The sequence below is a fragment of the Pseudoalteromonas sp. S3431 genome (genome assembly GCF_000690035.1).
Lineage (GTDB): Bacteria > Pseudomonadota > Gammaproteobacteria > Enterobacterales > Alteromonadaceae > Pseudoalteromonas > Pseudoalteromonas fuliginea.
Map to the genome: position 1 here is coordinate 27,315 of NZ_JJNY01000052.1, position 12,276 is coordinate 39,590.

General features: G+C 37.6%; 11 protein-coding genes. 10 read left to right on the forward strand and 1 reads right to left on the reverse strand.

The genetic code is table 11. The features are described from left to right. The first annotated feature begins 302 nt into the window (after nucleotides 1-302). Nucleotides 303-3,098 (forward strand): hypothetical protein, encoded by a 2,796-nt coding sequence (locus DO88_RS06280; protein ID WP_033039996.1) that lies wholly within the window; start codon nucleotides 303-305, stop codon nucleotides 3,096-3,098. 74 nt (nucleotides 3,099-3,172) lie between these two features. After that, nucleotides 3,173-5,806: a TonB-dependent receptor domain-containing protein gene (locus DO88_RS06275; protein ID WP_007377595.1), complete on the forward strand. Its 2,634-nt coding sequence runs from the start codon at nucleotides 3,173-3,175 to the stop codon at nucleotides 5,804-5,806. A 92-nt stretch (nucleotides 5,807-5,898) separates the two neighbouring features. On the opposite strand, the gene DO88_RS06270 is transcribed toward DO88_RS06275, so the two are convergent. Beyond that, nucleotides 5,899-6,318, reverse strand: a complete 420-nt coding sequence (locus DO88_RS06270) for a hypothetical protein (RefSeq protein ID WP_007377594.1) — start codon at nucleotides 6,316-6,318, stop codon at nucleotides 5,899-5,901. A 268-nt stretch (nucleotides 6,319-6,586) separates the two neighbouring features. Here DO88_RS06270 and asd point away from each other — a divergent pair, with 268 nt between their 5' ends. From asd to DO88_RS06230, 8 genes are all read left to right on the forward strand, one after another. Further along, entirely contained in the window at nucleotides 6,587-7,726 is a 1,140-nt protein-coding gene (gene asd / locus DO88_RS06265; protein WP_033039998.1) for an aspartate-semialdehyde dehydrogenase, read from the forward strand. A gap of 253 nt (nucleotides 7,727-7,979) precedes the next feature. Further along, nucleotides 7,980-9,110, forward strand: a complete 1,131-nt coding sequence (locus tag DO88_RS06260; protein ID WP_033040000.1) for a DUF748 domain-containing protein — start codon at nucleotides 7,980-7,982, stop codon at nucleotides 9,108-9,110. A gap of 98 nt (nucleotides 9,111-9,208) precedes the next feature. Beyond that, nucleotides 9,209-9,925, forward strand: a complete 717-nt coding sequence (locus DO88_RS06255) for an ion transporter (protein WP_008139024.1) — start codon at nucleotides 9,209-9,211, stop codon at nucleotides 9,923-9,925. 143 nt (nucleotides 9,926-10,068) lie between these two features. Further along, entirely contained in the window at nucleotides 10,069-10,281 is a 213-nt protein-coding gene (locus DO88_RS06250; protein WP_007377590.1) for a hypothetical protein, read from the forward strand. Between the two features lie 17 nt (nucleotides 10,282-10,298). Beyond that, on the forward strand, nucleotides 10,299-10,580 hold the full coding sequence (locus tag DO88_RS06245) for a hypothetical protein (protein WP_007377589.1): 282 nt from the start codon (nucleotides 10,299-10,301) through the stop codon (nucleotides 10,578-10,580). Nucleotides 10,581-10,649: 69 nt separating this feature from the next. Then, a complete protein-coding gene (locus DO88_RS06240) occupies nucleotides 10,650-10,841 on the forward strand; it encodes a YwbE family protein (RefSeq protein ID WP_007377588.1) in 192 nt (63 codons plus the stop codon). Then, nucleotides 10,841-11,359, forward strand: coding sequence for a DUF4240 domain-containing protein (locus tag DO88_RS06235; RefSeq protein WP_007377587.1), 519 nt, complete (start codon nucleotides 10,841-10,843; stop codon nucleotides 11,357-11,359). The genes DO88_RS06240 and DO88_RS06235 overlap by 1 nt, the downstream gene beginning before the upstream one ends. 440 nt (nucleotides 11,360-11,799) lie before the next feature. Then, nucleotides 11,800-12,270, forward strand: a complete 471-nt coding sequence (locus tag DO88_RS06230) for a hypothetical protein (RefSeq protein ID WP_007377586.1) — start codon at nucleotides 11,800-11,802, stop codon at nucleotides 12,268-12,270. Nucleotides 12,271-12,276 lie beyond the last annotated feature (6 nt).

Consider the following 12,276-nt stretch of genomic DNA (forward strand, 5'->3'; position numbering starts at 1 on the left):
TAACTAGCGTGATTATTCGGTAACAGGTATACACGTCAAGCTATTTCATAATCGCACTATGCAAACCGCCTTAAATTTATTTTTGGCGGTTTTTTTTGTTTTTTTTAATTAACCATTTGAAATTTATGAGAATAACTTTGTCATCTTATGTTTATTAAAGTGTAACGGCTCTGTCATACAGCTCCCGTAAGGTAGTCGCAGCTAAGAACTCAAGTGACCTTAATGCATTAAAAAGTGCCTTAAGGTGACTTGAGTTTAATAAAGCGCTAACAAAATAATTAAATACTTTAACGGAGTGAACAATGAAATTATCTGACTTATTCAAGGTCAGCCTTGTGGCTACTGCAATTACATTAGCCGGCTGTGGCGGTGATATAAATCTAAATGTTGAAGAAACGGTTGAACAACCAACTTCACCTACAAATCCAACACCACCAACAGCTGAAGAGTTACCCGGTACATTTAGCCAAAGTTTATCAACTGAGGTATCTACTGCCTTAGGTCGTTCTGTTACTGTTCAGGTTCTTTCTGGTGTCATAACACAAGATACAACACTTTCAACTGATGCAATTTGGGCACTTGATGGCGCTGTTTTTGTTGGTAAAGATAAAGCAGAAAGTGCAACGCTTACTATTGAGCCAGGCGCTGTCGTCTTTGGTAATAATGGAGGCGATTACATTGTTGTTAGTCGCGACTCAAAAATTGAAGCGTCAGGAACTAAAAACGACCCAATTATCTTTACATCTAAGCAAGATGTTTTAGGTGAAACAACTGCTGCAGGTCAATGGGGCGGTATGGTGTTATTAGGCAATGGTATTTCAAATAAATGTCCTGCTGAAGGCGATTGTGCACTTCAAGTAGAAGGTGTTGAGTCTGGTGCTGTGTTTGGCGGTACTGATAACACTGATAGTTCAGGTACTCTTAAATACGTAGTCGTTAAAAATGCGGGTTTTGAACTTTCTGTTGGTAATGAGTTAAACGGCATTACATTTGGTGCGGTAGGCTCTGGTACAACAGTTGATTACTTACAAGTTCATAATAATGCGGATGATGGCGTTGAATTTTTTGGTGGCGCGGTTAATCTAAAACACGTTGTTTTAACAAGTATCGATGATGATAGCATTGACTGGGATAATGGCTTCCAAGGAAAAATGCAGTTTGTTTACGTCGAGCAAGATAAAAACTCTACAGATGCAAACCGAGGAATTGAAGCTGATAACGACGGTAAAATCCCTTCTAAAGATCCAAAATCGTTGCCTATGATTTCTAATTTAACCATTGTTGGTAATAACTTTAATGGTGAAGACGATGCTGAAGGTATTTACTTACGTGAAGGCACGGGTTTACACCTATACAACTCAGTGATCACAGGCTCTGATGAAATGGGTGAGTGTTTAGAGCTTGAAGGTATTGCATTGGCCGATGATGGCACGGCTTTATTTTCTGATAGCGAAACAGTAAATAATGCTAACGATGGCACTATATTAATGCAAAACACTTTTATGTCTTGTACTAATGGTGAAAACTTTAAAGACCCTAAAGGTGCAGATGGTTCAGTACTTTTAGCGTTAGAAGGGTGGTTTACGGCGCAATCTGGTAACGTTATTAATGACAAACCTATGCTAGGTGTTAATGGTCAGCCTATTGCCGGCTCTCCTTTGTTAGGTGCTGGTCAGGATGTTGCTAATACCGTTGACGCATTTTTCGACACAGTTGATTTTGCGGGTGCATTGAATGATTCTGATGATTGGCGTGAAGGCTGGGCATTTGGTTATGGTGGCGGAATTGTTACCGCACCTGAAGCCGTTGCAGGTTGCCCTACAGGAACAACTTCAATTTCACCAGGTGATGGCACAACGACAACGTGTGAAATATCGGGTCGTATTACCACTGATTTAACACTAACCGCTGGTAACCTTTATGCACTTGACGGCGCTGTATTCGTTGGGGGTGATAAAACAGACTCTGCTACTTTGACAATTGAACCTGGTGTTACCGTTTATGGTAGAAACGGTAAAGATTATTTAGTTGTTGGTCGTGATTCTAAAATAGAAGCTAACGGCACAAAAGATAAGCCTATTTCGTTTACATCTAGTCAAGATGTAGCTGGCGAAGCAACAGCTGCAGGACAATGGGGCGGTTTAGTGCTTCTTGGTAATGCCCCGTCTAACAAATGCCCAGATACTGGTGATTGTGCTCTTCAAGTAGAGGGCGTAGAAAGTGGAGCGGTATTTGGTGGTACAGAGACGACTGATAACTCAGGTACTTTGCGTTATGTTCGCGTAATGAATGGTGGCTACTTACTTTCACCGGGTAATGAAATAAACGGTATTACTTTTGGCGGTGTTGGCTCTGGTACAACCGTTGAATACTTACAGGTTCACCAAAATGCAGATGATGGAATAGAGTTTTTTGGTGGTAACGTTCAAGCAAAATACGTTGTGCTTACAAGTATTCAAGATGACAGTATTGACTGGGATAATGGATTCCAAGGTAAATTACAACATGTACTTGTAAAGCAAGCTGCTGATAATTCGGATGCAAACCGTGGTATTGAATCAGATAACGATGGTAAATCACCGTCAAAATTACCTAAATCAAATCCGACTATTGCTAACTTAACTATCATAGGTAATACCTTTGATGGTGAAGATGATAGTGAAGGTATGTATTTCCGTGAAGGCACAGGCGCTCAAATCTATAACACTATTGTTACCGGTCCAGTAGGGATGGGTGAGTGTTTAGAAATTGAAGGTATTGCAAAAGATGACTCTGGAACCCCGTTATTTACTGAAAGCGAAACAGTGAATAATGCCAACGACGGAACTTTATTGATTAAGTCTTCAGTTATTGCTTGCTCAGAAAACTTTAAAGACCCAAGTGGCGTTACTTTTGATACGCAAAACTGGTGGACGACAACCTTAGGTAATCTAGTTGCAACAGGACAACCTGATGTTGTAAATGGTATTTTTACAATAGATACAACAGTTCCAACAGATGTAAAGGCAATCGATAGCTTCTTTGATACTACTGACCATATAGGTGCAGTTTCAAGTACTAATGATTGGACCGCTGGTTGGACTGTAGGTCTGGAATAACACAGTAAGAACAGGTGTTAAATTTGTTTAACACCTTTTTATAACTTTCTGTTTTATATCAGATAGAGGTAAACATGAAACAATTTTCCAAACATTTTAGTTTATCAGCTTTAAGTACCGCAATTTTATGTAGTCTAAGCATGTCAGTTAATGCTGCTGAAGTTGATGATGAAGCTGTACTCGAAGAAGTTGTGGTTAGTGCTAGTCGTTTAAAAGGCACTGCAACGGCTGTACTTGAAGAGCGTAAGCAACAAGCATTTGTTGCCGATATCATGGGAGCAGAGCAAATATCCCGTAGTGGTGACAGCGATGCTGCGGGCGCTTTGCGCCGTGTAACGGGTCTTACATTAGTTGACGGTAAGTTTATATATGTACGGGGTTTAGGCGAGCGCTATTCGAGTACGCAATTAAATAGTGCTGCAGTGCCAAGTCCTGATCCAACACGTTCAGTTATCCCTTTGGATTTATTTCCTGCAGGTATAATCGAGAGCTTATCAGTACAAAAATCTTATTCACCATCAATGCCTGCTTCATTTGGTGGTGGTAATGTAGATATAAGATTAAAAAGTATTCCGAATCAGTTTGTTTTTGATGTTACAGGTCAGTTAGGTTACAACAGCAACAATTTTGATGATGGCCTTGAATACAATGGCGGTTCTGATGATTGGTATGGTTTTGATGACGGCACACGTGAAATGCCCGATTCGATTAAAGCTATTTATAAATCAGGTCAATCAATTGATGATGTTACACCTGAGCAAAGTCGTGCATTGGCACTTGATTTAAATAGAGATTATGACCCAACTGAAACAAGTTTAGACCCAAATACTAAATTTACTGTAACACTTGGTAATAGCTTTGAGTCAGGTGATTGGCGTTATGGGTTTTTATCTGCTGTAAGTTACGATAATAAATATTTTGTAGGTGAAGAATACCAAGGGCAAGATTTCCGTTTAGGGGAGTCTACTGCTGCGCTTACGCGAGGTTATGACAAAGTGACCTCTAGTGAGCATAACGTAAAGCTTTCTGGGATGTTTAATTTTGGTATTGAGTACGATAAGTCACATCGTATTGATATTAGTTCGCTGATACTTCGCGATACTGAAGACAAAGTTAGAGACCGGTTAGGTATTGATGAGAACAACAATCAATCGGATAACAAACGCATTCGTTCTTACGATATTAGCTACGAAGAGCGTGAGTTAATTGTAAATCAGATTAAAGGCACGCATACGTTTGATTGGTTAAACTTTGCAGGCTTTGATTGGAAATACTCTAATGGTCGTTCAAATCGTTATGCACCAGGTAACTTAACAACGCGATTTATTGTTACTGATGAAAACGAAGATGGTAATTATGATGTTCAAAATGAAATCGCTTTAACTAATGCAACAACGGCAGCACGCTATACGTATCAAGATTTAAATGATGAAGTAGAGAATTACGGGTTTAACTTCACGTTCCCTATTATGCTTGATGGCGTTGATATTGAATTAAAATCAGGTGCTGATTTTATATCAAAAGAACGTTCAGCGTCTAATCGTCGTTTTGACATTAATACGCGTGCCTTTAGCGGTGTAGATTTAAATGGCAATAAATTAAACAGCATTTTATCTGACGATGTAATTGCTAATGCTCAGCTTAATTTACCTATTTTAAATGATACGACTGTTTCCGGTGATGATTATAGGTCGGCTCAAAAAACGGATGCTTATTATTTTGAAGCAGATTTTTTCTTTAATAATAAATGGCGTATAAGTGGTGGTATTCGTTGGGAAGACTTTAGGCAAGTGTCTGTCCCTTTAGATCCATTTACAGGGGGTCTTGACTCATCAATTGAGTACGACGAGCTTGCAGATTTAGCTTTTCAAGAAGATGATGTTTATGGTGCGTTAGCATTTACATATGTTTATGATGATGAAACCCAATATCGTTTAAGCTATGGTGAAACAGTTGTACGCCCTGATTTACGTGAGATTTCAGAATCAACATATATTGATCCACTTACAGAATATCCAGTAGGGGGAACACCGGGCCTGCGTACAACACAAATCAAAAACTATGATTTCCGATGGGAAAATTACTACGATACAGGTGAAAACTTTTCAGTAGGTTTATTTTATAAAGATATGACTGACCCTATTGAATCAGTGCAATCACCTTCTCAAGACGGTCCTCCATTAGTACGAATAGCGAATGCTGAGGAAGGTTATGTAGCAGGCATTGAATTTGATTACCTAAAAGATTTTACTTTTTTAGGTGGTATCGGCCAAGATATCTTTTTAAGTGGTAATGTTACATTAAGTGATTCTGAAATAAAGTTAGATCGACAAGCAATTGTGGATCAAACAGGGGTTTCAGCTGCTGTAACAAATACAAAGAGACGTTTAACCGGACACTCTAAATACGTGGTAAATATGCAGTTAGGCTACGATGCGCCAAGTGGAGAGCATGCTGCGACAATTATTTATAATGTATTTGGTGAACGTATCATTATACCGGGTATTGAAGGTCAAGAGGATTGGATGGAGCAGCCATTTCATTCTGTAGACTTAAACTATACTTACTTCCCTGATTTCAATTCGAGCATTAAGTTTAAAGTGTTGAATATTTTAGGCCAAGATCAAAAAATTGAAGCGGATGGAGTATTAACTCGTTCTAAGGAAAAAGGAACTGAGTTTTCGGTTGAGTATAAGTATCAATTTTAACGCATAGCTTTGCCCAAGGAAGGGAATTATAATAACCATAGTTACCGATTAGCCCCGTTATTTAACGGGGCTTTTTTGTGTCAATATTTTTTCTATTTGCACTTTATAGTTGCATAGAGCTGATAACATTGGTTTTTACTACCAGTACTTTTCATGCCCCATGATTGGTTATACCAATCGAAGTCTCCGTAGGCGCTTTCATCCTCTCCGCAGGTAATTGTGCTTCCAGAAATTTCTTGATTGTGACCACGCTCTTCACAAAATTGATTTCCATTTGTAGAACCCACAAAAAACAGCTCTAAGCGCCCATTTATCCAAACCTGTGGTGCGTAATAGGTTGTTGCAGTATTTACCAATATACCTTGTTGCTGTTCCATATTTATTTCTGCGCGCTCAAAGGATACTTTTTCATTTTCTTTTAGCGTTATTGTGCTTGCTGAAAGCGTAGTATCTGCAAATACATTAAGTGATACTGAACTTAAAGTAAGTAGAGCAAGAGTGAATGTCTTCATTATCTTTTCCTTTAGTTGAATGTAGAATTACACAAAACATCTTTATTCAATGTGTCTATTAAGCGTGGTAAATATAAGTTTCAACAAGGTTAAGCTTTTATTAAAGTTTAAAATAAGCACTGCATGCCTTTGCATTTTTTACACTATGAAAAAAATTTGAGTTCTACTTTATTCACTAGTTTTAGGGGGCTGGTGGTGTTATTTTGACGTTAATGAAAATTAAATCTCACGCAATGAATTTAATTTTTAATGTATTAAGGCATCTTTTATGAACAAAACAGTGGAAAAAACAATGAAAAAAGTAGGATTAGTCGGTTGGCGTGGCATGGTAGGCTCCGTGTTATTAGAACGTATGCAGCAACAAAGTGATTTTTCCCATATCGACACTACCTTCTTCACCACCTCGCAAGCGGGTCAGTTAGGACCGGACATTGCAGGCGATGCAAAACCATTGCTTGATGCAAGTGACATTAGCGAACTTGCTAAAATGGATATTATTGTTACTTGCCAAGGCGGCGATTACACCAATTCCGTATATCCAAAACTTAGAGAATCTGGTTGGGATGGCTACTGGATTGATGCCGCTTCAGCACTTCGAATGAGTGACGATAGCATTATTGCGCTGGATCCTGTAAACAAAGATGTTATTGAACAAGGCTTAGCGCAAGGCGTTAAAACGTTTGTGGGCGGTAACTGTACAGTATCGCTAATGCTACTTGCATTAGGTGGTTTATTTGAGCAAGACCTAATTGAATGGGTAAGCCCAATGACTTACCAAGCGGCGTCGGGCGCCGGTGCACGAAATATGAAAGAGCTTATTGCACAAATGGGCGCTATTCATGCAAGTGTCGCAGATAAACTAGATAACCCAAGCTCTGCTATTTTAGAAATTGATAAGATAGTAAGCGAAAAAATGGCTTCAAGTGATTTGCCACAAGACCAGTTTGGTGTGCCATTAGCAGGCAGTTTAATTCCGTGGATTGACGTACCTATGCCAAGTGGTCAATCTAAAGAAGAATGGAAAGCGCAGGTTGAAGCCAATAAAATTTTAGGCTCTTCTAAGCAACCAGTGCCAATTGATGGTTTATGTGTACGTATTGGTGCAATGCGCTGTCATAGCCAAGCAATGACCATTAAACTACGTGAAGATATTAGCGTAGACAAAATTGAAGAAATTTTAGCCTCGCATAATGAATGGGTTAAAGTTATTCCAAATGAGCGCGAAATTAGCGCTACTGACTTAACCCCAGTTAAAGTAACGGGGACATTAAGTATTCCTGTTGGCCGTATTCGTAAATTAGCCATGGGCCCTAAATACATAAGCGCGTTTACAGTGGGAGATCAGCTGTTATGGGGCGCCGCAGAGCCATTGCGCCGCATGTTACGCATTATTATTGATGATGAGTAAACATTGTTAGTAAATTTTATTTTTCAGGGTTAGCAATTTGCTAACCCTTTTTATTTAACCTGCTTTACCAGTTTATAAATCGGGCTTTATAAACTGGTACATCATTTGCTGTAATTCCCATATTAACCAGCTAACTACAACAAACCTTATAGAATACGTATTTTACTCGCATTATATGTACTGCTATTACAAAATTGCGTAGTTTTTACATGTTTAAAATACTGCTTTGTAGGTGGAAATAAAGGAAATTACAATGCGTTCATTTTTAAATTCATTACACCGTAAATGGTTCAACTTTCTTGTCGTAATTGTATTGCTGCTAATTACCCTCAGAATAGCTGCGCCTTATGCAGTGCAGCAGTATGTAAATTACCAGCTAAAACATACACAAGGTATTACGGGACATATAGGTGATGTAGATTTGTTTTTATATCGTGGCGCTTATGCCATTGACGATGTAGAAATTTACGCTACTAACGCAACCACAGCACCTAGACCTTTACTTGCGGTAAAAACACTTGATTTTTCACTTGCATGGTCGGCGCTTTTAAAAGGGAATCTGGTAACAAATATGGCTTTTATGCGCCCCGAAATTGTTATTTATGATAAAAACCCAAATGCAGCAGAGCAAAATCAACGTGTAAAAGATGAAACAACTTGGATCGGACTCGCCAACGATTTAGTGTTGTTCTCAATCGATACCTTAACTATTGAACAAGGTAAGTTGTCCCTAGTTAATGCAACTAGTCAGGGTGAAAATCCCACTTTTATATCAAATATCAATGCCAGAATTGAAAACATAACGAATGCGCAAAACCTATCAAAAACACTTGTGACTACTCTAAACGTAGAGGGGGCGTTAATGGGGGAGGCGGCATTAAAGCTTAATGGCAAATTAGACCCTTTTAGCAAGCACGCTAATTTTGATTTTAATGCAGAGGTACAGCGCTTTTCAGTTAAAAATTTAGACACTGTATTTAAAGTGTATACACCGTTTGATATTGAAGCAGGGGGTATTGATGGCGCTATGGAACTTGTGGCTAAAGACAATAACTTAAATGGTTATGTAAAAGCGGGCGTTCAAAACTTGCGTGTTTTTTCGTGGCGCGAAGATATAGAAAAAGATGACGACGGCATATTTACTGCCATATTTGAAGGCAGTGTTGATTTACTCGGCTCTATACTCGAAAACGATGAATCTAAACTTGTTGCTGCACGCATTCCTATTGAAGGTCAACTAGATAATACGGATGTTTCGACTTTCCAAGCTGTTATTTCTGTACTAAAAAACGCATTTTTTGATGCCTTTAGCATGAAGGTCGATAACGTCGTTTCTTTCGAAAACTCAAGTAATAGCGAACTTGCTAATAATGAAGGAGATTAAATTACTCTTATTAATTATTTAATAAAATCATGTTGATAGAATTTTAATAACGATTTATGTTAAACTGCTAACTTGAAACTTGTCTAAAGGATGTAGCGGTGGTAGGAAAAGATTTTTTTACAGATTTATTAGATAATACTAATACATTACGAGGAAAGGTTTTCGCTTTACTAATTCAATTCTTAATTATAGTTTCACTTGTTACTTTTTCTATCGATACATTACCTAATTTATCTGAAAATTTAAAATGGATTCTTTATCTTGTTGAAATAATTACAGTCGTTATCTTTTCTTTTGAGTACATACTAAGATGTTTGGTAGCTAAAAAAAAGTTAAAATTTATTTTTAGTTTTTATGGTTTAATTGATTTATTAGCTATCCTCCCTTTTTACCTATCTACTGGTTATGACTTACGATCTATTCGTATTTTTAGGCTCTTAAGGCTAGTTAGAATTTTAAAGTTATTTAAATATAATCAAGCAATTAAACGTTTTCATAGAGCGTTAGTAATAGCTAAAGAAGAACTAATTCTTTTTGGTTTTGTTGCTGCTATTATGCTTTATTTATCTGCTGTAGGTATTTACTACTGCGAAAGTGATGCTCAACCAGAACAATTTAGTTCTGTATTTCATTCTCTTTGGTGGTCCGTAACAACTTTAACTACGGTTGGGTATGGCGATATGTATCCGGTTACTGTCGGAGGGAAAATATTTACATTCTTTATTCTAACAATAGGTCTTGGTATTGTTGCTGTACCGACCGGGTTACTAGCATCAGCATTGTCAGAAGCGCGGAAACAAGATTTTGAGGACTGATAGAGTATTTATGTCGTTAGCTGGCAATTGTTAGCATCGCTACATAAAAATAATAGTAGAACCTTTGAAAATTAAAATTTTAGGACGCTAATATACAATAATATTTTAACGCTTTTTCGATATCGAAAGTGTAAGGAAATTTAATGTTTATCAATAAACTAAAAAACAGCGCATTACTTATTATCGGATTTTGTATTTTGGCTGGTTGCAGCTCTGATGCACGTTTTCACGAAGTTCAATCTGCACGTCTTGATGAGTGCAACTATAAAGCGGATAAAGAATATTACGAATGCTTAAATAAACAGGACTCTAATTACGAAGAGTTTAAAAAGCAGCAGCAAGCCCAGACTAAATAAGTAGCGCTAGTACATTTATGACTAAAACTCAAAAACAACGCGATAAGCAAATTCGCTCAGTATTGACTATTGCGTGTGAAACAATAAAAGAAACCGTATTTGGCTTTCACTATTTAACGCATTCAGTGGATTTAAATAACGAAACAAACACGTTAAAAGTGCAGTGCTTTTTTAATGATGATATAGCTCTTGAAAGTGCAAAACCCCAGCTTGACGAATTAAAAGATATTATACTAAATCAGCTAGCAAGTATTAAACTGAATATTAAACCAGCACATATCTTATTTTTCGCCAATTAATAGTGGTTTAGTTGGTTTGACAGCACAGTGATGTTTATAATTACATAAATTACTTTAAAGGTTTCAATTATGGCCGTTCCTACGCGTTCGCAAATTTCACCAGGCATAACAGTAAATATTGTATTAAAAGAAGATCAACGCAGCGGTACATTAACCGAAGGTGTTGTTGAGCGTCTTTTAACAAAATCACCTAATCACCCGCACGGTATTAAAGTACGTTTAGAAGATGGTCAAGTTGGCCGAGTAAAAGAGATTTTATAATGGCAGCGTTAACAGAACAGGCTTTTTGGGAATTAGTAACCACGCCTGATTTAGGGCTCGATCCGCAAAGTGTGAGCGATAACCTAAAAACTAAACTTAATGATTTAAGCGATCAACACCTTATTGATTTTGATAAGCACTTTGGCATACATATGCGCAAATGCTTTACCTGGGATTTGTTTGGCGCCGCCTTTGTAATGGCTGGGTGTAATGACGATTACGGTTTTAGCGAGTTTAGATGTTGGTTAATTTCTCGCGGTAAAACAGTATTTGAAAACGCCTTAGAAAATGCTGACTCGATAGCGCAGTGTACACCTGTTTATTATTTAAACGAGCAGCCTTATCCGTACATTGATGAGTATGATTTAATAGCCGGTTTATTATTTGAAGAACGCAGCGAAGACGAATTGCCGTTTATTCCATCAGGCAGCGATGAACCCAAAGGTAAACGTTTTAAAGACAAACCTAAGTTTTTAAAGCAAAGCTACCCTTTATTATTTGCAAAGTACTGGCAATAAAATAAACAGTAACTTTTGTACTACCTAAACAATTTAATGAGCCCAATGTCTCCTTACAGGTAAGTGCATTGATATAAATCGTTTTGTTGTTTAAGTACGTATTAACTAAAGTACTTAACAGCAAAACGGTTTGTAATGCAGTATCTAGGAGGAATCTTTGTGGATTTAAACGTATTCAATCTAGAGGGATTTAATCGCGGCACGAGGTGTGTAACCTAGTGAGCTCGGTAATTGCTTCTGCGTTACCTTACTGGCTTACACATGTAAGATAAGTAATAGTCGAGCAAAGCTTCCGCTAGCTGCTCACGCCTTGGTTCCTGAATACGACTTCTCTCCTTTTATAGTAAATCTCTGTTATAGTTGTTAAAAGTTATAAAAGCTAAGTGATTAGGCATTTTGCTATTATTTAACACGCTGACTCACGAGGATATACCCACGAAATGAAATATTTAACACTCGCTTTATTAACTGTCGCTTTTACAAGTGCAAATGCTTTTTCTGAGCCGAGTAATAAAACACGATTTATACCGCTTTTAAAGTCAAAATTGGGAGCCTACGAAGTTGTGTCGGCTAATTCTGGATTATGTGTTAATAGTAATTTGAGTTTGACAGATGAAAGTGATGCAAGTGCGGGTTTTAAACTAGGTAAGCAAATTATATTTGGATCGCTCCACAATGGTACCCGAACCATTAAAAAACCAAACTTTTGTTTTATAACCAGCACACTTAAATATAAAAGTGATGGCCTTGAAAACGGTTTAAGAATGAGCCGTTGTGAAGATGCAATAAACGAAAAAACAATTAGCCAAAGTATCCGATTTTTAGCTGATAACACACTCAAGTACACATTGAGCAAACCCAGTGTAGAGTGCACATTTAAAAAAGCAGATGAAAGTAAACAAAGCATCTAGTAAGTA